Here is a 20514-nt window from a genome sequence, read left to right on the forward strand (position 1 = left end):
TCATGAACCAACAAGGAATACTCATGAACGCTATCAGTGAAACAGATGCTCCAAACCATAACGATCGACTGACCCCGATTTCGACCATCGTCGCTTCTGGCGACTCCATCCCGAATGATGATTTTCGGGTCGCCGATATCTCGCTGGCCGACTGGGGACGCCGCGAAATCGACATCGCCGAGCAAGAGATGCCGGGCCTGATGGCGACCCGGGAAAAATACGGCCCGCAGAAACCCTTGCAGGGTGTCCGTATCATGGGCAGCCTACATATGACCATCCAGACCGCGGTGTTGATCGAAACCCTCACCGCGCTCGGCGCCGATGTCCGCTGGGCGAGCTGCAATATTTTCTCGACACAGGACCATGCCGCAGCGGCCATCGCCCGTGCGGGAGTACCGGTCTTTGCCTGGAAAGGTGAGACCCTGGAAGAATACTGGTGGTGTACGCTGAGGGCCATGACCTGGCCGAACGGCAGCACGCCGCAGCTCATCGTGGACGACGGTGGTGACGCCACCCTGTTGATGCACATGGGCTTTGGCGGCGAAGAAGACCCGTCCCGTCTCGCGGCAGCCACCGACAACAAGGAACAGCAGGTCATCAAGCGCCTCCTGCAGGAAGTCCAGCAGGCCGATGAAGGCTTCTGGCACCGGGCTGTTGCACAATGGCGAGGTGTCTCCGAAGAAACGACCACCGGCGTGCATCGACTCTATCACATGCAAAAAGACGGTTCCCTGCTGGTTCCGGCCATCAACGTCAACGATTCGGTGACCAAATCAAAATTCGACAATGTCTACGGCTGCCGCCATTCACTGGTCGACGGCATCTGCCGGGCCATGGATGTCATGCTGGCCGGCAAGACCGCTATGATCTGCGGCTTCGGCGATGTCGGCAAAGGATCCGCTGACTCACTGGCAGGACAGAAATGCCGCATCCTGGTTTCGGAAGTCGACCCAATCTGTGCCCTGCAGGCCTGCATGGCGGGATACACCGTCTGCCGGGTCGAGGACGCTCTCAAGACAGCGGATATCTTTGTCACCACCACCGGTAACAGGGACATCATCACCGCCGAGCACATGAGCGGTATGAAGGACCAGGCCATTGTCTGCAACATCGGTCACTTCGACAACGAGATAGAGGTGGACCGGCTCAACAAGTGGCCCGGAATCACCAAGGTCCAGGTAAAACCCCAGGTAGACAAATACACCTTCCCGGACGGTCATTGTATCTACCTGCTGGCGGAAGGGCGCCTGGTCAACCTGGGATGTGCCACCGGCCACCCGAGTTTCGTCATGTCCAACAGCTTCACCAACCAAGTGCTGGCCCAGATCGATCTCTGGCAGAATCGGGAAACACGGCAGGTCGGCGTAGCAACCCTCGACAAGAAACTCGATGAAGAGGTGGCCCGGCTGCATCTCGATAAACTGGGCGCCGTCCTGACCGAGATGAGCCAGGAGCAGGCCGACTATATCGGTGTCCCGGTCGATGGACCGTATAAAACGGACCACTACCGTTATTAACACTCCTCACATATCGCCGGGGAGAAAACAGACGCCAAGTCCATGCCCGGCAACACTCGTCAAAATCTGCACCGGAGGAACCATGACCCAGGAAACCCCACAACTATGGAAAGATACCTACGAAGCTTCGACACCGGAGGAACTGCTGGCCGCCTACGGCAAATGGGCCCACCTTTATGACCGGGACACCCTTGAGGTTATGGGCTATGTCGGTCCCCAGGTAGCCGCCGATATGCTCGACGTTCACCTGCCGGCCACCGACAGCAGAGTCCTCGACGCCGGCTGCGGCACCGGGTTGGTTGGAGAAATATTGAACCAGCTGGGCTACGAGCATGTCGATGCGATGGATTTTTCCGCCGACATGCTCAGCGAAGCGGAAAAAAAAGCGGTCTACCGCAGGCTCTACCGGGAAGACATGAACGGCAGGCTGAATCTTCCAGACAACAGTTACGATGCCACCATCTGTGTCGGCACCTTCACCTTCGCCCACGTCGGACCGCATGCCTTTGATGAATTGGTCCGTATCACCCGTCCCGGTGGACATATCTGTTTCACCATCAGAGACGGAGCCTACCAGCAATACGGCTATCGCCGGAAGATGCTGGGATTGGAAGCGGCCCGCCACTGGCAGCTCCAGGAACTGCGCGAGGAAGATTATCTCGTCAAGGAAAACGTCACCGCCAAATTCTGCACGTATCAGGTCTTGACCGGATAACCCCGGACGGTGCCGATGGCACGGTCCGCCCGCGTCGCATCACCGCTCATTCGCTCAACTCAGCAAAGGAGTACCTCATGGTCAGCGAGAACAAGACCCTCAATAAAGTTTATACCGCCAAGAATCACCAACAACTCATGGATGCCTACAAGGAGTGGGCCACCGATTACGAAAGCGATACGGTCAACCGTTTCGGCTATGTGGCCCATGTCGCGTCAGCGGAGGCCCTGGACAAGGTACTGCAAGACAAAGAGGCCGCCATCCTTGATGCCGGCTGCGGCACCGGGCTGGTTGGAGAAGAACTGGTCAGGCGCGGCTACACCGCCATCGATGCTCTTGACTACTCAAGGGAAATGCTTGAAGAAGCCAGACGGAAAAATATCTATCGCCGCCATCTCCAGGCAGATTTGAGTAAACCGCTCGATTTTGAAGAAAACACCTACGATGCAGTCGTCTGTGCCGGCACCTTCACCTACGGTCACGTCAAGGCACACGCTTTTGACGAGCTGGTCCGTATCACCAGACCAGGCGGTATCATCTGCTTCACGATCCGCGAGGGTGCCTATGAAGATTACGGCTATCGTCAACGGATGATCGAATTGGAGCAACAGCAGGCCTGGGAGCTGCTCGGCATGGAAAATGCCGACTACCTGAAGAACGAAGGTATCACGTGCAAGATGTGCACCTATCAGGTGACCGGCTGACGGGGCAAAATGCAGGAGACGGTGCCGCAGCTCCCGCAGCCGTTACCTGACGGACAACCGCCCCCCTTACGAAGCGACGGTCGCGTTTTGTCCGGCAACCGCTTCGCTGATCGGAAAGCTGAGAATGAACATAGTCCCCTGACCGGGCCTCGATTGAACATCAATATAGCCTTGGTGCGCCTCGACGACTTCCTTGACCAGCGACAAACCGAGCCCCGAACCGGTGATATGGCGGGTGGCCTTACCTTTTACCCGATAAAATCGGTCGAAGATGTGGGACAGATCGTCCGGATTGATACCGATCCCGGAATCTTTGAAGAGCAGGTTGGCAAAGCCCCCGGAAACGGTCGTGGAAATATCCAGCCGACCGCCTTCCGGCGTATACTTGACCGCGTTGGAAACGATATTCATGATGGCGGTGCGCATATGGTCATAATCGACATTGAACCGCCAAGGCTCCGGGCAAGGGGTGAAGCTGACCTCGATCTTTTTTGCTTCGGCCTGGGGCCGCATCACCTCGACGATCTCCTCGATCAATTCATGGCCGCTGGTCGGTTCGAGATTGAATACCACGGTACCGCTCTCCAGCTTTGACAGGTTGAGCAGGTTTTCGATGAGCCGCAGTAGGTCCCGGGTGCGCACGGTCATCCGGCTGTGCAGTTGATGACAGGAAAAATCCGCCTCGTGCGGGCAGTCCATCTGAAGCGCGTAGATCATCTGCTCGATGGAAGCGAGCGGCGATTTGAGTTCGTGAGCGACCATCGCGACGAAATCGGACTTCATCTGATCGATTTCCTTCAGCGTCGAGATATCTTCAAACGTCGTCACCGACCCGAGAATCATCCCCGACGACGACATCACCGGAGCGCAGTGGGCCCTCAGGCAGCGGCGGGAAACGGTGCCGGCGGCGCATTCCCGGGTAACCACCCGACCGTTGTCGATGGCCTCCCGCACCATCTGCACCACTGCCGGATCACTGATCGAGTCGGCCAGCGGCTTGCCAATCACCGGGTCGGTCTGGATCTCGAGCAGCTTGATGGCTGCGGGGTTATGGTGAACAACGACGCTTGCCGGATCGGTGATCAGCACCGCTTCGACCATACAGCCGAACACCGTCTTGAGCAGGCTTTTTTCTTTCTGGATCGCTTCCAGGCTCAGCGTCCGCTCCTCGCGCAAACGCTCCGTTTCGGCCTCAAGACGGAGCTTGTCGACGGCACGCTCGACGACAATGCGGATATAGTCGGGGGTAAACGGCTTGCCGACGAAATCGAATGCGCCCTGCTTCATCGCCGTCACCGCTTTGGAGACGGTGGCAAAGCCGGTGATAACGATCACCTGGATCGACGGCCGGTGCTCGCGGATCCAGTCGAGTACGGTAAAACCGTCGATGCCCGGCATCATCAGATCGAGCAACACTACCTCGTAACCGTTCTGCTCGATCATCGAAAGGCCGCTCTCGCCGCTGTCGGCTTTGGCGATCTGATACCCCCTGCCGGCCAACGATCGCTCGACGCCGTCGCGAATCACCTTTTCATCATCGATGATCAGAATACGCATGGTGTCCATGCTCATCTCCCTGAAGCCGGAAACTTATGCCGCCTTTGCCGTGCCGGGTATCTTGTCACCCCCGTAGCCGGTCAACTCAGCCAGCTCTTGACCCGGTCGAGCAGCTCGTCGGGCTCGACCGGCTTGGGCATATAATCCTCGGCCTCGCTCTCCAGCATGTCCCGGTGGGTATAGGTACTGGTGGCGACGCGATCGGCCACCGCCGTCAGCAGGATGATCGGAATATCGCTGGTACTCTCGTCGGCCTTGAGTTTGGCACAGGCCTCATGGCCATTCATCACCGGCATCATCACATCGAGCACGATCAGGTCGGGCCGTTGCTCGGCTACCGCATCGAGTCCCTCCTTGCCGTCGTAGGCGACGTTGACGTCGTAACCGCCTTTTTCAAGAATGACTTTTACCGCCGCGACAAAATCCGGGTCATCGTCCACCAGTAGAATCAGCTTCTTCTGAGTCATGAATTTCCTCCTTTGGATGGTATGCTCCGATGCGTGACTAACGCTCCGTTTCTCCTTCATCAACGACGGGACGAGGCAGCAGCCCGGCACCGCCGATAATCTCGTTGAGTTTTTCTTCCCACTCGATGGCCATCACGTGTACACCGGCAATCCCTTCCATCTCCTTGAGTTGCTGGATCTGCTCGATGCACATCTCAATCCCCTTGGCCGCCTGCTTTTCTTTCGGCTCGTCGGCCAAACGCTTAATCACCGGCTCGGGGATATCGATGCCGGCCACCATCTTGTTCATGAACTTGGCCATGCCGACCGACTTGAGTGGTGTCACCCCGGCCAGTATCTTGACCCGTTCGTGCAGCCCCATCTTCTTGGCCTCCTCCATGTATCGCGTGAAGGTATCCATATTGTAGATGCACTGGGTTTGGACGAAGTCGGCACCGGCGTCGGCTTTCAACTTAAAGCGGGGAACCCTGATCTCGAATGGATCGGCGAACGGGTTGACGGCGCAGCCAATGAAAAATTTCGGCGCCCCGTCGAGTTTTTCGCCGGACGGAAAGACTCCGTCGTCACGCATGGTCTTGACGAGGTGGATCAACTGGATCGAGTCGATGTCGAAGACGTTTTTGGCCTGCGGATCATCGCCGAATTTCTGGTGGTCGCCGGACAGGCAGAGCAGATTGCGCACCCCGAGCGCCGAGGCGCCGAGCAGGTCGGACTGCAGCGCAATCCGGTTGCGATCGCGGACCACCATCTGCAGCAACGGTTCGGTGCCGCTCTGCCGGACCAGCAGGCAGCCGGCCAGTGAACTCATCCGTACCACCGAGGTCTGGTTGTCGGTGACGTTGCAGGCATCGACGTTGCCCTTGACGAATTCGGCCTTTTTCAGCACCTTTTCCGGATCGGCCCCGCGCGGTGGGCCGCACTCGGCGGTAACGGCAAATTGTCCGGCGGCGAGCACCCGCTCCAGATTGCTTCCCGATTTCATTATATCATATCCTCCCTGATGATCCGCCGCGGACCCCCGTCCCGTGCACTGCTCCAGCCCTTGTACGGTTTCAGTTTGCCGTAGTTCTCCAATTGGTCGAGCGCCTTGAGCCGGTCGATGATCAGCTGCCAGCCGCAGGGAACGTCCCGGGACACCTCGCAGATGCCGCCGACCGATCCGCCGCAGGGCCCGTGGAACAGGGATTTGGCGCAGCGGGTCACCGGGCAGATGCCGCCGGTCAGGTGCAGCACGCAGTCGCCACAGCCCTGACAACGCTCGGCCCACTCGCCCTGGCGTTCGGTGACCCCGAGAAATCCGGTGTTGATACCCGGCAAAAGCGGCGTCCGGGCGAACTTCTCGGCCATGAACTGGATGCCTGCCCCGCAGGCGATGGACAGCACCGCCTGGTAATCCTCGACGTAGGGTCGCATCGGATCGAGGTACTCCGGATCGCATTGCCGCTCCAGGCAGACCTCCCGGATCTCCAGGGGGCGGCCACCCGCCTCGCGGGCCAGCCGCAGGGTCGAGGCGAGCACCTGTACCTCCTTCTCACCGCCGACCCGGCAGACGGTCACACAGCCGAAACAGCCGGCGACGATGATCTTCTCATAAGGCTCGATCATCTCCAAAATCTCTTCGATGGGCTTAGGTGTACCGGTAATCATGTCGCGGCTACCTCCTCGGTGCTCTCTTGGTTCTGTTGACCGCGCGCCAGGTTGATCGGGCTCGGGCCGAGCGTCTGCACCTGGTCGACGAACTCGCCGGTAAAGCGCGCGAAGGCGGCGCCTTCGCCGGCACTGAGGTTGTACATGCGGACGCGCTCCGGTCCGAACCCTATGGTCTCAAGAATGCCGGCCACCCGGCCGACCCGGGCCCGAGCCCGGATATTGCCGTTGACGTAGTGACAATCGCCTTCCAGGCAGCCGATCACCATCACCCCGTCGGCTCCCTTCTCAAAGGCCCTGAGCAGCACGGCCTCCTCGATCCTGCCGGTGCAGGGCAGCAGCACGATGCTGATCGACACCGGGTACGAACGTCGCTCCGAACCTGCCAGGTCGGCGGCGGTGTAGGCTCAGTGACGGCAGGCGAAGACGATGACATCGGGGATAAATGCACTCATCATGCGCTCCTTGGCTCGGCTATGGGCTCGGCGGACTGGTAGGAACCCAATTTGGCGTAGAGATTGTCGTCGCGAAAGCGGCCGAGGGTGATCGTCTTGGCCGGGCACTCGGCAACGCAGATACCGCATCCCTGACACAGGGCCGGATTGATGTAGGCGGTATGCTCCTCGGTGATCACCGGTACCCCGTACGGGCAGGCCCGCACGCAGGTCAGGCAGACGGCGCAATGGGCGGGATCGACGACGGAGAAGACCCCCGACAGGGTCAATTTGTCCTTGGCCAGGATGGTCGCCGCCCGGGCCACTGCCGCCTGGGCCTGGACGATGGTCTCGCTGACGTTTTTCGGGCCGTGCGCAGTGCCGGCTAGGAAGACACCCTCACTGGCCAGATCAACCGGCCGCAGCTTGGCGTGGGCCTCGATGAAAAAATTATGCTCATTGCGCGGGATGCGAAGCATCGTCGCAAGTTCCTCGGTATCGTTGGGCACCAGGCCGGTGGAGAGCACCAGCAGATCGGGCCGCAGCGTGACCGGGCGACGGATGGACGGGTCGAAGGCGACGATATCGAGTCGCTCGCCCGCCACTCCGACTTGCGGCGTGTGCTGCTGTGGGTCGAATCGGATGAAATTGACCCCGGCCAGTCGGGCCCGGCGATACTCGAGTTCGAACAGGCCGTAGCAGCGCATGTCGCGATAGAGCACGTCGATCCGGATATCCGGGTTGAGCTGTTTGAGATGCAGGCTATTCTTTACCGCCTGGTTGCAGCAATTTCGCGAACAATAGTCGAGATGCTCGCTGCACCGCGACCCGGCACACTGCAGCATGACGATGCTCGACCAGCCGACCACGCGCCGCGGCTCCCGGGCCAGTATCGCCTCGAGATCGGTCTGGGTGACAACCTCGTCCCGTTCGCCGAGGCCGTAGAGGGCCGGCCGGTATTCCCGGGCGCCGGTGGCGACCAGGGTGGCGCCGTGCCTGATCGTGCGGCTACCGCCGCTGGCGGTCATGATCTCGCTGTCGAATGAGCCGACAAAGCCGTTCTGCTCGATCAGCGCCGCTTTGGTGAACACCCTGATCCGCTCGTTTCCGAGCACCCGCTGGCGGAGCGATTCCAGGTACGGCGCAAACTTTCGACCATCCAGGCTGCGCTGCAGCTGCCGCACCTGGCCGCCGAGCTCTTCCTGCTGCTCCACCAGATAGACGGTAAAACCCTGGCCGGCAGCCTCGACGGCGGCGCTCATGCCGGCCACCCCGCCGCCAATCACCAACAGGCTCGGTTCGACGGCAAACTCCAGCTCGCTGAGCGGCTCGGCCTGAGATACATTGGCCACGGCCATGCGCATCAAGCGCTTGGCCTTCTCGGTGGCCTTTTCCGGTTCAAGCGGGTGCACCCAGCTGCATTGATCACGGATGTTAGCCATATCGAAAAAGTATTTGTTGATGCCGGCCTGGCGCAGCGTTGACATGAACAGCGGCTCATGGGTCCGCGGTGAACAGGCGGAGACCACCACCCGGTTCAGGTTGTGCTCGCCGATGAGATCCCTGATCCGCTCCACCGAGTCCTGCGAGCAGGTATAGAGCGGATGGTCGGCGAAGACCACATGAGGCAGCGACCGGGCATAGTCGGCCACCGCGGCCACGTCCACCACCGAAGCGATATTACTGCCGCAATGACAGACGAAGACGCCGATGCGCAGCTCCTCATCCGGTTCGACCACTTTTTCCGGCGGCAGCTCCTGCCGGACCAACTGGCTGCCCCTGGCGCCGGCGATGCCGACCGCAGCCGCCTGGGCGGCGCCGGATGCCTCGCTGACCGTTTCCGGAATATCCTTGGGGCCGTTGCAGGCGCCGCTGACAAACACTCCGGGCCGCGACGCGGCAAGCGGCGTAAACCCGTCGGTCCGGGCAAAACCGAAACCGTCTAGTTCGATGCCGAGCCGACCGGCCAATTCCTTGTTCTTCTCGGAGACCTGCAGTCCCACCGACAGGACCACCAGGTCGAACACCTCGGCGACAACCGCGCCGCTGTCATCGGCGTAGCGCAGTTCAAGGTCGCCGGTCAGCGGATCTTCAAAGACCCGGCTGACCATGGCCCGGACCAGACGGACCTGGTTTTCCTGGACCCTGTTGATATAGCGGTCGAAATTTTTGCCAAAGGAGCGCTGGTCGATATAGAAGATGGTCGGCTCGATCGAGCTGTCGTGCTCCCGGGCGATAAAGGCCTCCTTGGCGGCATACATACAGCAGACCGATGAGCAGTAATCGCGGTTGCAACTGTGATCACGGGAGCCAACGCACTGGATCCAGGCGATCGTGCGCGGATGCTTCCCGTCACCCGGCCGCACGACGCTGCCCGAGGTCGGCCCGGAGGCGGACAGCAGCCGTTCGAACTCGATGCTGGTGACCACGTTCTTGTAGACACCATAACCGAACTCGCCGCGCATCCGGGCATCAAAGACCTCGATGCCCGGCGAGAAGATTACCGAGCCGATGGTGATCTCCCGCTGCCGCTCGACCTGGTCGTAATCGATGGCCCCAACACCGCAAACGCTCTGACAGGTGCCGCAGGCCCCGGTATTGAGCCGCACGCAGCTGACCGCATCGATCACCGGTACCCGGGGAACGGCCTGGGGATAGAGAATATTGACCGGCTTGCGCAGGTTGAGGCCTTCGTTGAAGGCGTTGAGCAGCGGCCGCACCGGCTTGTCGGTCAACCACTCGACCTCGAGAAACTCGACCGGGCAGACCGAGGCGCAGGCCCCGCAGACCTGGCAGATATCGCGACCGACCTCGATACCCTCCTCGACCATGGTCAGCGCCCCGATCTCCATGACCTTGCGACACATCAGCACACACAGCCCGCAACGGATACAGTCGCCGCGCAGCCGGCCGCCGCGCTGCTTAATGATTTCCTGCGAGCGCGCATAGAGTGCAGCGCCGAGACTCTTGTCGAGATCGGGGGCCTGGTCGACGGTAATGGCCTGGAACTGCTCCGGACAGGCCGCATAACAGGCACCGCAACCGATACAGCGATCCTGGTTGATGACCGCGATCTCCTTTTTCTGCCAGCTCACCGCGCCGTGCAGGCAGGCCCGGAAACAGGCGCCGCAGCGCGAGCAGCGTTCGGCATCGACGGTAAAAGTCCAGACGGCCATATCACCTGGAGACACCGGTGCTACGCCGGGCAATACCGTCTTGTCTCTGGCCTTGGGTCGTTTTTTCTTCTCGTCGGGGAGAGGTGGCTCGGCAAACCAGGAGATTCTCGTTACCGGACAGGCCAGCTCACAGAGGCCGCAACCGGTACACTTGTCCGCATCGACGTAGCGGGCGTGCTGGGCGATCCGGGCGGTGAAATTACCGGCCTGGCCATCGAGGCCGAGCACCTCGCTGTGGGTGAGCAGTTCGATATTGCGGTGCCGGCCGACCTCAACGAGTTTCGGCGAGACGATGCACATCGAGCAATCGTTGGTCGGAAAGGTCTTGTCGAGCTGGGCCATTTTACCGCCGATGGCCGGCGCGCTCTCCACCAGATAGACGCGAAACCCGGCCTCGGCCAGGTCGAGCGCCGACTGCATCCCGCCGATGCCGCCGCCGATCACCAGCACCGCGCCGGTGACGCCGGGAGACTGCTGTTTGTTGACAGATTGGGTCATGCCGCCTCCTCCCGCTGCTCTGCCGCCCGTTTGACGACGTTGCTGAGAACCTGGGCCGAAACGAGATGGAGCCGCCCCTGGCTGGCAGGATAGCTGCCGTCCAGCGCGGCAACGATCAGTTCGGTGGCGAAGAAGACCGGCAGGCCCGGCTGCGTCGCCGAGTGTCGCTGCCGGCTCTCGACATTGGCCTGGCACATCGGACAGTCGGTCACCAGTGCCTGGGCGCCGGCCCGGCGTGCCGCGGCAACGATGTCGCCGACCAGGGCCTCGGCGATATCGGGCCGGGCCATGGTCAGGCTGCCGGAACAGCACTCGGTGCGGTGGGACCAGGAGACCGCATTGGCGCCAAGCGCGCCGATGATCTCCTCCAGCGCCCGCGGCTGCTCGTAATTGCGGGCTCCGGTGATCTTCGGATGACGGAGCGACAGACAGCCGTAATAGCAGGCCAGCGATAACCCTTCAAGAGGCAGCCGAACCTGCTCGCCCAGGCTGGCGAGGTGCTGCGGCTCGGAGAGCAACGAGCTGATATGGACGATCCGGAATTCCGGGAGATCCGCCGGCACATCCCAATAGCCCGGATCGGCCCTGAGCGACCGTTCGGCGGCCTTCAGGCGCTGGAAACAGGCGGCGCACGGCACCAGCACATCATGGCCGAGCTCGGCGGCGAGCAGCAGGTTGCGCAGCGGCAGTCGCATGCCGATTTCGTGGCTGGTCATATGCGCCGAGGAGGCACCGCAGCAGTTCCAATCCGGAATGTCCACCAGCCCGAGACCGAGTCGGGCGCAGACGGCCCGCACCGAACGATCATAGTCAAGCGCCGTGTCGCTCAGCGAGCAACCGGGATAGTAGGAATAGTTCATCGCTCGTACTCCTTGCCCTGGCCGGAAAAAATTTTCTCGATGACGGTCTTGTCCTTGACTGAATGGGGTCGCAGACTGAGTTTGCCTTTGCCAAACATCTGCAGGCCGAGCTTCATGTCGCCGAGCAGATCGCCGCTACGCAGCTTGTAGCCGACGATCAGGCCCACCTCGTAGGCCCGCCCCCAATGCCTGATCGACTGCAGGAACGATTGATGAAAGACCGGCACTCGCGGCTCTGCGGGAACCGTCTTTTTGCGCAGCGCCAGTTCACGCAGCACGTCCATCAGCGCGGCGATCTCGATATCGTTCGGGCACCGGGTGGCACAGGTTTCACAGGCGGCACAGAGCCAGATGGTCTTGCTGGCCAGCAGGTCCTCCTCCCGGCCGTAGGCGGCCAGTCGCACCACTTCCATGGTGGTCAGATCGAAAAAACCGGTCACCGGGCAGCCGGCCGAACACCGGCCGCACTGGAAGCAGGCGTGAACATCGATGCCTCGGGCCTGTAATTTGTCGAGAAACTTATGATGTATCTTTTCCGACGTATCGATGCTCTGGTTCATCTTCATCTCCTGTAACGCTGTCACAGACAATCGACCATGCGAATCGACCGGCGCCGTCGCTACATTGACGGCTGTTCGCCCCCGGCCGCCGCTTCGGTGTCATCCACCCTGACCGCCTCGGCCAGGGCCGGGAAGCGCAGGGTAAAAGTGGCGCCCTCGCCCGGCGTGGAAGACACCCGGATACTGCCCTGGTGCTCTTTGACGATGGCATACGAGACCGAGAGCCCCAGACCGGTCCCCTCGCCGGTGGTCTTGGTGGTGAAAAACGGCTCGAAAATCTTCTCTTGCAACGCTTCCTCGACGCCCGGCCCGCTGTCGCTGATGAGCACCTCAACCACATCGTCGCCGGCCCGCGTCCGGCTGACGATGCGCAGAGTGCCGCTGCCGTCCATGGCTTGGGCGGCGTTGACCAGCAGGTTCATCATAACCTGGTGGAGCCGGATATGATTGCCGGCAATCGACGGCAGCGTGTCGGCCAGTTTGCACTGTACCGCAATATTGTGATAAAGCGGCTGGTTCTGCAGGATACCGAGCGTCTTGCGGACAACCTCGTTGAGATTGATCGGTACCATCTCATAACTGGACTGGTGGGAAAACTCGAGCAGATCGGCGACGATCACTTTGCAGCGCTCGGCCTCGTTGATGATCGTGTCAAGATCAGCTCCAGCCGGGTGATCCTCGCCGAGTTCCTCCTTGAGCTCCTCCTTGATAAGGTTGGCATAGAGCATGATCCCGGACATCGGGTTGTTGATCTCATGGGCAACACCGGCGGCGAGCCGGCCGAGTCCGGCCATTTTTTCCGACTGCATGAGCATCTTGTGGGTCTGCTCGAGATCTTCCTCGATCTGCAACATGGCTCGCAGATCGGTAAATATGCCAAAAGTGGCGATCTCTTTGTCCTTGTCGTAAATGATACCGCCGGAAAAACGGACCGGGATCTCATGTCCGTCACGGTGCAGCACGCTCAGTTCATGGTGGAGCAGTTTCCCCTTGCCGCCGAGTTCATCGCTGCGCATCCGCTTGAGGACCTCACGGGCAACGCCGTCGTGATAGAGGCTGGCGACGTGCAGATCGCCGAGATCCTCCTCCCGATAGCCGAGCAGCTGCAGTGCTGCGTTGTTAAACAGGATGATCCGGCCCTGCAGATCGGCGGCGATGATCGCATCGACAGAAGAATTGATCAGGTTGTTGAAGAAGGCGTTGCGCCGCCGAAGTTCTCCCTCCAGGCGCTTGCGGGCGGTGATATCGATAAGGTAGAGCAGGTAGTAATCCGGCGAGGCGGGTGGATAGACGAGCACGGCATCGATGATTTTGAACTCGTCGTCACCGGTCCGGATCCTGATCTCCTGCCTGATCCGCGACTCGTCAATCTCGGCCAGGTTGTCGAAATACTGGCCAATCTGGTAGAAAAACCACTGGTTTTCCTCGCCGAGCAGGAGCTCGAGACTTGTATCGATTAGTCCTCGGTAGGCCACTCCGAGCAAGCTGTTGGCCGCCGGATTGACATAGCGCGCCTGGTGGTTCAGGTCGATCACCATGACCCCGTTGGGAGTCTCTTCCATAATCTGGTAGAGGTAGAGATGTGAGCCAAGCTCATTGGTTACCTCCGGCAGACTCTTACGCAATGGCGATCTCTCATCGTCGCTTTTCAGCACTGACCTTACCGCTCGATAAGATTAAGAAATTCAGGCAACCTGTCCTTCCAGCCCAGCGATACCAGGACCACTGCCTCGCCGAGCGGCTGTAGCTCGCGCAAAAAGTCGGCCGCCACCTGCAGGCCGGCACTCTTCTTGTCCGCTGCCTGCATCATTTTTTTCTGAAATTCCTGGGGAATCGACGGAACACCGGCAAGATTGTTGAGGTAGCGGATCATCGTCACTGATTTGAGCAGGAGCAGCGACGGGTAGAGCCTGATGCCGGTCTGTTCCGCGGCGGGCAGAAAGAGTTCGATGATATTGAGGTCATAAGTCGGGCTGAGGGTGACCGACTGGACCCCGAAATCTTTGAGTTTCAGCAGGTAGTCGGCAAGCTGGCGATTGCGGTTGACGTCGTCGGAGAGTTCGAGGTAGACCCCAATCGTAAAGTCTGTCGCCCCGTCCAGATCTTCCCCGGACAGGTCTTTACCACCATTGAGACGGGCCACGCACGCCAGCATGGTATCGAGATCGAGGTCGCCGCTGGTGCGGGCCAGCGGCTGGTCTCCCTCTCGCGCATCGTGCCCCTGCTTGATAACGATGTCTTTGACCCCGAGCGCGGCGGCACAGAGCAAGTCGGCCTGGAAGGAGAGCCGATTGCGATCCCTCCCATTGATTACCATGGCCGGCTCGATTCCCTTATCGCGCAAGGCCAGGCACGGGGCGAGCGGCGCCATGCGCATGATGGCGTGCTCGTTGTCGGTGACCCTGATGCCGTTCACGCGCCCCCTGATGGCCAGGGCGGCATCGAGGAAGGTTTGCAAATTGGTGCCCTTAGGCGGGTCAAGTTCGATGATCAGGCGGGATGGGCGGGGGGAACGGCTGGCGGCGGCAGCTTCCATTGAACCTCCTCTCGTCGGCGTGGCGTTGCTCTTGGAAGTCGGTCAAAAACAGCTTCTTTCCGAACACTTGATCAGCCAGGCAACCTGCCGTGCCAGCGCCGTGCGGGATCGGCAGATCCCAAGGCAGGCAGAACTCGTAAGGACGATAAGAACGTTAAACCGGTGGTATCATCTTCACGGCAGTGCGCGCCGAAACGCTAATCAAATGATTTTAATGTATCTTTAAGTCGTCTTTATAGTACTGCCAGAGGCCGCTCCTTGTCAATCATCTATCGCGCACCTTTGATGAATCTCGCAGATATCCCTTATGATATTGTTTTTATAATTCAAATATGTATTACCCGAGCATGCGGCCAGACCCATCCAACTCTTTCTGCCGGTGGTTTCCGCCACCTGTTTGACCACGGTGCCACCATCGCTGCAGCAAATCTGCCCGTTCTTGACCCAGGTCAATTGCAATCGATGGTTTTCACCGTATGATTGTACTATCAGGAGCAGGATGCAGCGCACGGCCGGATTCAATCAACGGCCGGAAGGAAACCGTTCACCAGTGTATGGAGAGCCGCCATGAAATGTCCCGGCCAGGATATGCAGTATTGGAACCAGGATGCGATATTCGACGTCGATTGCCCGCAATGCGGCCGGTCGGTCGAGTTCTACAAGGATGACACATCCAGGACCTGCAGAAGCTGCGGCCATCGCTTTGTCAATCCAAAAATGGATTTTGGTTGCGCCGCCTATTGCCAGTTTGCCGAGCAATGTATCGGCACTCTGCCTGAAGAATTTGTCGGTGCGCAGGACAACCTGATGAAAGACAAGGTGGCGGTGGCGATGAAACGCTTCTACAAAGCCGACTTCAAGCGTATCGGCCGCATGCTCAAGCTCGCCGGACATGCCGAGAAAATTGGTGCCCGGGAAGGCGCCAATCCGGCGCTGGTGCTTTGCGCCGCTTACCTGGACGGCAGTGGTCTGGAGCGGGCACGGGAGCACCACGGCAGCGATGATTCACGCCTGGTTGCCCGGGAGAGTTCAGAACTGGCACGCACCGTATTGACCGAACTGGGGGCCAAGCAGGCGATGATCGAGGACGTCTGCCGGCTCCTTGCGCACACCGCCCCGATTACAGCCTCCGATTCTGCAGAACTGCGAACCCTGGCCGACGCCCGGCTGGTCACCCGGCTGGAGGAAGATGCCCGCAGGGGACAGCCTGCTGAACACCGCCCAGCCGACAGTCTGCTCGACCAACTGGTCAGCGACGGCGGCAGGCAGGAAGCTCGGGCCATTGCCGGCACGACAGCCGGTTCTTCCTGAGTCGCCCTGCTCGGTCCCCAATTCCCTTCGTTGCCATCGGGCTTCTGCCGGACTGAAGATTGCCCGGAACTTGAAACCGGCGGCAACCATCTGGTACAATAACGGTAAAGATGCGTTTTCATCCCAGCGCGCTGAAATGAAGGACGAGAAAAACGGGGACGCTGCTCATGGAAGAGACGAAAATCGTAGCCGCCATCGACGGATCCGACTATTCCGATCTGGTACTGGACAAGACCATTCAATACGCCACGCTGCTCAACGCTTCGGTGCTGCTCGTATACTGTCACAAAAAATTCCCGACGCTGCTCGGTGAACCGCACAGAAACGAACAGATTGCCGAAATCATCAGCCAGGCGGAAGAACTGGTCGAGCCCTACCGGGAGCGGTTGGATGATGTGCGCATCACATATGAATGCAGGCTCATGGAAGAGCCGGCGGCGGCGATGATCGTCGATATCGCCCGTGTCGAGGAGTGCGAGTTGATCATCATGGGCTCACGGGGCCTGGGCAACCTGGCCAGCCTGATCATCGGCAGTGTCACCAACCAGGTCCTGCAGTCGGCCCCCTGTTCGGTCCTGGTGGTCCGCTAAGCGACGCCTGCTGTCAGCCAAAATGCAAGCAAACAATGCACGGGCAAACAACATGAACGAACTCACCGACAAGACCGTCGGTTTCATCGGGCTCGGCCTGATGGGCCGGCCGATGTGCCGCAACCTGATGAAAGCCGGGCTCACGCCGGTGGTCTACAACCGTTCCCCGCAGCCGCGGCAGGAGTTGGCGCGTGAGGGCGCCGTCGCCGCCGACTCGCCGGCCGAAGTGGCCGAGCAAGCCGACATCATCGTGATCATGGTCGCCGATACCCCGGCCGTCGAGCACGTGTTGACCGGTCCGGACGGTGTCCTCCACTCACTCCGATCCGCTACTCTGCTCATCGACATGGGCACTACGGCTGTCCCGGCCACCCGTCGTCTGGCCGCGCTCGTTGAAGAAAAAGGGGCTCTCTATGTCGACGCACCGGTGTCCGGCGGCACCATCGGCGCCGAGGCCGGTACGTTGACGATCATGGCCGGCGGCAGTGAGCAGGCCTTTGCACTGGCCCGGCCGGTGCTCAGCTTGCTCGGTGAACGGATCACCCATGTCGGCGCCACCGGCGCCGGTCAGGTCGCCAAGGCGGCCAACCAGGTCATCGTCGGCCTCAATATCGGTGCGGTGGCCGAGGCCCTGGCTCTGGCAAAGGCGGCCGGCGTCGATCCGGCCAGGGTCCGTGCAGCACTGCGCGGCGGATTTGCCGACTCGCGCATCCTGGAAGTGCACGGGCAACGGATGCTCGACAACAACTTCGCACCCGGCGGCAAGTGCACCACCCAGCGTAAGGACATGCATCAGGCCCTGGAACTGGCCGCAGAACTAGGCCTGGAGATGCCGGCAACCGCTCTCAGCCGCGATCTCTATGACCGGCTGATCGATGACGGCGACGGCGATCTCGACCATGCGGCGCTGTTTCGCCTGTACACGAAAAGCTGACCGATTACACTGTCGACCAAACCAGCCGGCCGCCGGGACCCGACATCTACCGCCCGTTTCGCAACGGGCGGTACCTCGCTTCCCGTTACCGTTCTCTGACACGAAAAGCGACAGCACACGACCGTCTTCTCTCACAACGGCCGGGCCCGCGACCGGCGCAGGGCCAGGGCACTGTTGGCCATGAAGATCAGCAGCGCACCGCACCAGCCGGCCAGCCCCAGTCCCGGATCTCCGACCAGCAACGGCCCGAGCAGCGCGGCCAGCAGGATCCTGCTCGACGAGATAATCGATCCCTCGACCGCAGTAACGAACAGATACCCATACGTCAGGAGATATTGACCAAGCACACCGGCCACCGAACAGGACAGAAGAAACAGCATTTGGGTGCGATCCGGCCAGAAGATCGCCTCCCGGAAAAGTGCATAGATGACGACCATGCCGATGCCGAACATGAAAAAGAGGATGGTCTGGGAGTCATGATGCCGCCGGCTCAGGTTCAGATAGATCATTGCCACCGCCGCGGTCACCCCGGAACCGAGGCCCCACAGGTTGCCCCAGCCGATGTTCATTAGTCCCGGCGAGAGGATCAGCCAGACCCCGACGAACGCGACAACGACGATAATCAGGGCAAAAAAGTCGCGCTGGTGCCTGAGCAGAAACCAGGAAAACAACGCCACAAAGAGCGGGTAGGTCATGTTCAGGATATTGGCCTCGGCCAGCGTACCAACGTCTATCGCTTTGTAGAAACAAAAGACGGCAATGGTATTGGCCACGGTCCGGCCGAGCAGAAAATGATAGCGGCGAGGGGCCAGACGGTGGCCACCGATCAACATCGTAATACAGACCACACAAAATCCGAGGAGAAATCGGGCAAAGACATAAAAGGAGGTCGCAACGTCGACATGGGGCTGGCCCCAACGGATAATCACCGTGGCCAGGTAGAAACAGAAGGCGGAACCGAAAACCGCCAACCACCCGACAGCTTGGCGTGAGAAAATGGGGCGAATCAATGCAATACCTTAGTTTTTATATGAAAATCGGCGGGACAGGTTTTAACCTGTCCCCCGCTCACTTTCACTAACTGGATCTTCCGACCACGGCGCCGATTTTCATCGTTCGTTGTGACTCCCTGTCATGGGAGGTATAAGAAAATCATCCCCCCAGGCTGACCGGACCTGCCTCCAGCTGCTGCGCTGCAGCCTGATCGGCCAGTCCTTCCGACCATGACGCCGATTTTCATTGTTCGTTGTGACGTCCCGTCATGGGGTTATGTTTCATTGCGTTTCGTAGCAGCCCATCAGACCCCATTTCCGGAATTTCAGCCACCGTTTTTGCCGGTACGACGGTGTCGCCGTCTTGCCAAACAAATAACGATCATTATGGTTTTTCTACAGGGAATCAGGGGGAAAGGAAGGTACAGCCATGCATGAAAAAGAAGAACTATGTCAGAGAATTGTCTCGATATATCCGGACATCGGCCTCTGCGGTATCGACGTCGATGTCGAATTCGACGAATCGAAAAAGGTTTGGGCAGTCCACCTCACCCGTAACGGCCATCACCTCACCCATTTTCTCGATATTCCCGAGGCAGACGCCTGCCTGGAAGGGAAACAATGCGTCGCCCTGGGGCTGGACATTGCCCAATTGCGCAAGAATATCGAGGGGCAAGGATTTTAGACAACCGCGTCAGTCACCGCTGATCAGCCACCCGGCCAACAGGGTTCCGGTCATCGCCAAACATTCCATATCGAGATAGTACTTCGCCGACTGACGATAGAGCACGGAACAGGCGGCCCCAAAGAGGTCGTCTTGATCGTTGAAATTGAGCAGCACCGGAACCCGCGGCACCGCAAAGTACCGAAGCGAGAGATCGTGCGTACCGCTCGTCAATTCAACTGCGCCGAGCGTTCGTGCGCGGTTACGCAAGTGTTCGAGCCCGCCGGAAAAGTGCGTTTCGATGGTCTTGTTGGTATTGGTCGTAAAATAAGAAAGCAGCGGCGCCGCATCGGCGAATTCCCGATAGCTCATCAAGGGATCCGCCCCAACTGGCGGTTGCTCGGGGCAATCGAGCACGTAACGAGCCAGGATGACCCGTATTGCAGGGTTGACGGCCCTCCCGTCAGGGCCGGTGATCGCCGTAGCGGAAAGATGATGAACCTTCCCGTAAACCGGTATGGCGAGCCCACCGTCGGCAAACGTCACCCCAAGCGGCCCTGCCCGCCGGGCCAGGTCCACTCCCTCGAGTTGTTGTAAATAGGAGCGATAGATTTCAGTAAAGACTGGTGCCCGTGCCATAACCGTTTCCTATGATTGCAATTCTCCGTGCGCCGGTGAAGGCTATTTCCTTCATGTTGTATCCGGTAACAACCCGAAAAACAATGACTTTTCAGGCGCGCCGAAGGCGACTGCAAAAGTGTATGATTTTCCCTTCACAACAGGGTCCGGCACTATCCGACAACTATTACGTAACCATCTTTGATTACATCACAATTTGTTTTATTGGAAATTGGCATGGGTGTTGCTTTAACAAAGGCAAGCAACGGGTCCCCGGACCCAGACGATGATCAGAAGATCGATCATTCCCGAAGCTGCCTACCGGCAGCCAAGGACCTCAAAAAAGACCCCGCCCAACGGGCGGTAACAATTAAAAGGAGAACCACCATGAAAAAGATTATCTCTACCACGACAGCATTTCTGTTCGTCGCTTCTCTGGGTATCGCCGGCACTGCCGCAGCGGCCAGTTGGAACTTCAAGGAAGATTACCTCGATCGCTCGGTAACTACTGTCAGCGATTCCAAGAAAGCCGCACCCGAGCAAAGCATGGCTGCCGCCTCCTCACGCGGTTCCGACGAGCAACACGTCGTATCCTGGAACTTCGATGAAGGCAACTTCACCAGCGGTGCCGAAGTCATCGAAAGCGGTCCGGCAGCCGACCGGCTCGCCGCATCAGGCTCCGGGGATGACGTCCGTCTGGTCAGCTGGAACAGCGACGAGGGGCGTTTCGACAG

The 20514-nt window shown here is 59.8% G+C and carries 21 protein-coding genes; 9 read left to right on the plus strand and 12 right to left on the minus strand.

Translation table 11 applies throughout. From position 1 onward, the window contains the following. Positions 1-23 precede the first annotated feature (23 nt). From ahcY to BUC26_RS04070, 3 genes are all read left to right on the plus strand, one after another. Positions 24-1517, plus strand: coding sequence for an adenosylhomocysteinase (ahcY, locus tag BUC26_RS04060; protein WP_084540435.1), 1494 nt, complete (start codon positions 24-26; stop codon positions 1515-1517). 82 nt (positions 1518-1599) lie between these two features. After that, complete coding sequence (locus BUC26_RS04065; protein WP_073373561.1) at positions 1600-2232, plus strand: class I SAM-dependent DNA methyltransferase; 633 nt, start codon at positions 1600-1602, stop codon at positions 2230-2232. A 77-nt stretch (positions 2233-2309) separates the two neighbouring features. Then, complete coding sequence (locus BUC26_RS04070; protein WP_073373562.1) at positions 2310-2936, plus strand: class I SAM-dependent DNA methyltransferase; 627 nt, start codon at positions 2310-2312, stop codon at positions 2934-2936. Positions 2937-3002: 66 nt separating this feature from the next. Here BUC26_RS04070 and BUC26_RS04075 read toward each other — a convergent pair whose 3' ends face one another. The 10 genes from BUC26_RS04075 to BUC26_RS04120 form a co-directional block, all read right to left on the minus strand. Next, positions 3003-4502: a sensor histidine kinase gene (locus BUC26_RS04075; protein ID WP_073373563.1), complete on the minus strand. Its 1500-nt coding sequence runs from the start codon at positions 4500-4502 to the stop codon at positions 3003-3005. A gap of 71 nt (positions 4503-4573) precedes the next feature. Further along, positions 4574-4960 carry a response regulator transcription factor gene (locus BUC26_RS04080; RefSeq protein WP_073373564.1) on the minus strand — a complete coding sequence of 129 codons (387 nt, stop codon included), beginning with the start codon at positions 4958-4960 and terminating at the stop codon, positions 4574-4576. A gap of 37 nt (positions 4961-4997) precedes the next feature. Then, complete coding sequence (locus tag BUC26_RS04085; RefSeq protein ID WP_073373565.1) at positions 4998-5942, minus strand: methylenetetrahydrofolate reductase; 945 nt, start codon at positions 5940-5942, stop codon at positions 4998-5000. Next, entirely contained in the window at positions 5942-6607 is a 666-nt protein-coding gene (locus tag BUC26_RS04090) for a methylenetetrahydrofolate reductase C-terminal domain-containing protein (protein WP_073373566.1), read from the minus strand. The genes BUC26_RS04085 and BUC26_RS04090 overlap by 1 nt, the downstream gene beginning before the upstream one ends. Further along, positions 6604-7062, minus strand: coding sequence for a hydrogenase iron-sulfur subunit (locus BUC26_RS04095; RefSeq protein WP_084540437.1), 459 nt, complete (start codon positions 7060-7062; stop codon positions 6604-6606). Before BUC26_RS04095 ends, BUC26_RS04090 begins: the two co-directional genes overlap by 4 nt. Further along, positions 7062-10715, minus strand: coding sequence for a 4Fe-4S binding protein (locus BUC26_RS04100; protein WP_073373567.1), 3654 nt, complete (start codon positions 10713-10715; stop codon positions 7062-7064). The genes BUC26_RS04095 and BUC26_RS04100 overlap by 1 nt, the downstream gene beginning before the upstream one ends. Next, positions 10712-11575: a CoB--CoM heterodisulfide reductase iron-sulfur subunit B family protein gene (locus BUC26_RS04105; protein ID WP_073373568.1), complete on the minus strand. Its 864-nt coding sequence runs from the start codon at positions 11573-11575 to the stop codon at positions 10712-10714. The genes BUC26_RS04100 and BUC26_RS04105 overlap by 4 nt, the downstream gene beginning before the upstream one ends. After that, positions 11572-12135: a 4Fe-4S dicluster domain-containing protein gene (locus tag BUC26_RS04110; RefSeq protein ID WP_073373569.1), complete on the minus strand. Its 564-nt coding sequence runs from the start codon at positions 12133-12135 to the stop codon at positions 11572-11574. The genes BUC26_RS04105 and BUC26_RS04110 overlap by 4 nt, the downstream gene beginning before the upstream one ends. 59 nt (positions 12136-12194) lie before the next feature. Beyond that, positions 12195-13760, minus strand: coding sequence for a PAS domain S-box protein (locus BUC26_RS04115; protein WP_143165903.1), 1566 nt, complete (start codon positions 13758-13760; stop codon positions 12195-12197). Positions 13761-13795: 35 nt separating this feature from the next. Next, positions 13796-14671: a methylenetetrahydrofolate reductase gene (locus BUC26_RS04120; protein WP_073373571.1), complete on the minus strand. Its 876-nt coding sequence runs from the start codon at positions 14669-14671 to the stop codon at positions 13796-13798. Positions 14672-14929: 258 nt separating this feature from the next. Between BUC26_RS04120 and BUC26_RS22905 the strand changes: the two genes are divergently transcribed. The 4 genes from BUC26_RS22905 to BUC26_RS04135 all read left to right on the plus strand — a co-directional run bounded on the left by BUC26_RS22905 (position 14930) and on the right by BUC26_RS04135 (position 17506). Further along, positions 14930-15151 carry a hypothetical protein gene (locus BUC26_RS22905; RefSeq protein WP_143165904.1) on the plus strand — a complete coding sequence of 74 codons (222 nt, stop codon included), beginning with the start codon at positions 14930-14932 and terminating at the stop codon, positions 15149-15151. 87 nt (positions 15152-15238) lie between these two features. Further along, positions 15239-15982 (plus strand): HD domain-containing protein, encoded by a 744-nt coding sequence (locus BUC26_RS04125; RefSeq protein WP_073373572.1) that lies wholly within the window; start codon positions 15239-15241, stop codon positions 15980-15982. 167 nt (positions 15983-16149) lie between these two features. After that, positions 16150-16572, plus strand: coding sequence for a universal stress protein (locus BUC26_RS04130; protein ID WP_073373573.1), 423 nt, complete (start codon positions 16150-16152; stop codon positions 16570-16572). A 22-nt stretch (positions 16573-16594) separates the two neighbouring features. Next, complete coding sequence (locus BUC26_RS04135) at positions 16595-17506, plus strand: NAD(P)-dependent oxidoreductase (protein WP_073373574.1); 912 nt, start codon at positions 16595-16597, stop codon at positions 17504-17506. A gap of 131 nt (positions 17507-17637) precedes the next feature. Here the strand turns inward: BUC26_RS04135 and BUC26_RS04140 are convergent, their stop codons facing one another. Beyond that, the gene (locus BUC26_RS04140) at positions 17638-18477 is read right to left on the minus strand and encodes a DMT family transporter (RefSeq protein ID WP_244155779.1); all 840 of its coding nucleotides are present in this window, start codon (positions 18475-18477) and stop codon (positions 17638-17640) included. A gap of 451 nt (positions 18478-18928) precedes the next feature. On the opposite strand from BUC26_RS04140, the gene BUC26_RS04145 reads away from it, so the two are divergent. Then, positions 18929-19183 carry a hypothetical protein gene (locus tag BUC26_RS04145; RefSeq protein ID WP_073373576.1) on the plus strand — a complete coding sequence of 85 codons (255 nt, stop codon included), beginning with the start codon at positions 18929-18931 and terminating at the stop codon, positions 19181-19183. Between the two features lie 9 nt (positions 19184-19192). On the opposite strand, the gene BUC26_RS04150 is transcribed toward BUC26_RS04145, so the two are convergent. Next, on the minus strand, positions 19193-19801 hold the full coding sequence (locus BUC26_RS04150) for a DUF3786 domain-containing protein (RefSeq protein ID WP_073373577.1): 609 nt from the start codon (positions 19799-19801) through the stop codon (positions 19193-19195). A 366-nt stretch (positions 19802-20167) separates the two neighbouring features. Between BUC26_RS04150 and BUC26_RS23555 the strand changes: the two genes are divergently transcribed. Next, a partial coding sequence (locus tag BUC26_RS23555; RefSeq protein ID WP_161949797.1) for a hypothetical protein occupies positions 20168-20514 on the plus strand: 347 nt, incomplete at its 3' end.

This window comes from Desulfofustis glycolicus DSM 9705 (assembly GCF_900130015.1).
Lineage (GTDB): Bacteria > Desulfobacterota > Desulfobulbia > Desulfobulbales > Desulfocapsaceae > Desulfofustis > Desulfofustis glycolicus.

Coding starts and splice junctions, on each gene's coding strand:
- BUC26_RS04130 (WP_073373573.1), top strand. CDS start 16,150: ATGGAAGAGACGAAAATCGTAGCCGCCATCGACGGATCCGACTATTCC.
- BUC26_RS04080 (WP_073373564.1), bottom strand. CDS start 4,960: ATGACTCAGAAGAAGCTGATTCTACTGGTGGACGATGACCCGGATTTT.
- BUC26_RS04090 (WP_073373566.1), bottom strand. CDS start 6,607: ATGATTACCGGTACACCTAAGCCCATCGAAGAGATTTTGGAGATGATC.
- BUC26_RS04125 (WP_073373572.1), top strand. CDS start 15,239: ATGAAATGTCCCGGCCAGGATATGCAGTATTGGAACCAGGATGCGATA.
- BUC26_RS04065 (WP_073373561.1), top strand. CDS start 1,600: ATGACCCAGGAAACCCCACAACTATGGAAAGATACCTACGAAGCTTCG.
- BUC26_RS04075 (WP_073373563.1), bottom strand. CDS start 4,502: ATGGACACCATGCGTATTCTGATCATCGATGATGAAAAGGTGATTCGC.
- BUC26_RS04110 (WP_073373569.1), bottom strand. CDS start 12,135: ATGAACCAGAGCATCGATACGTCGGAAAAGATACATCATAAGTTTCTC.
- BUC26_RS04105 (WP_073373568.1), bottom strand. CDS start 11,575: ATGAACTATTCCTACTATCCCGGTTGCTCGCTGAGCGACACGGCGCTT.
- BUC26_RS04100 (WP_073373567.1), bottom strand. CDS start 10,715: ATGACCCAATCTGTCAACAAACAGCAGTCTCCCGGCGTCACCGGCGCG.
- BUC26_RS04135 (WP_073373574.1), top strand. CDS start 16,595: ATGCAAGCAAACAATGCACGGGCAAACAACATGAACGAACTCACCGAC.
- BUC26_RS04085 (WP_073373565.1), bottom strand. CDS start 5,942: ATGAAATCGGGAAGCAATCTGGAGCGGGTGCTCGCCGCCGGACAATTT.
- BUC26_RS04070 (WP_073373562.1), top strand. CDS start 2,310: ATGGTCAGCGAGAACAAGACCCTCAATAAAGTTTATACCGCCAAGAAT.
- BUC26_RS04150 (WP_073373577.1), bottom strand. CDS start 19,801: ATGGCACGGGCACCAGTCTTTACTGAAATCTATCGCTCCTATTTACAA.
- BUC26_RS04145 (WP_073373576.1), top strand. CDS start 18,929: ATGCATGAAAAAGAAGAACTATGTCAGAGAATTGTCTCGATATATCCG.
- ahcY (WP_084540435.1), top strand. CDS start 24: ATGAACGCTATCAGTGAAACAGATGCTCCAAACCATAACGATCGACTG.
- BUC26_RS04120 (WP_073373571.1), bottom strand. CDS start 14,671: ATGGAAGCTGCCGCCGCCAGCCGTTCCCCCCGCCCATCCCGCCTGATC.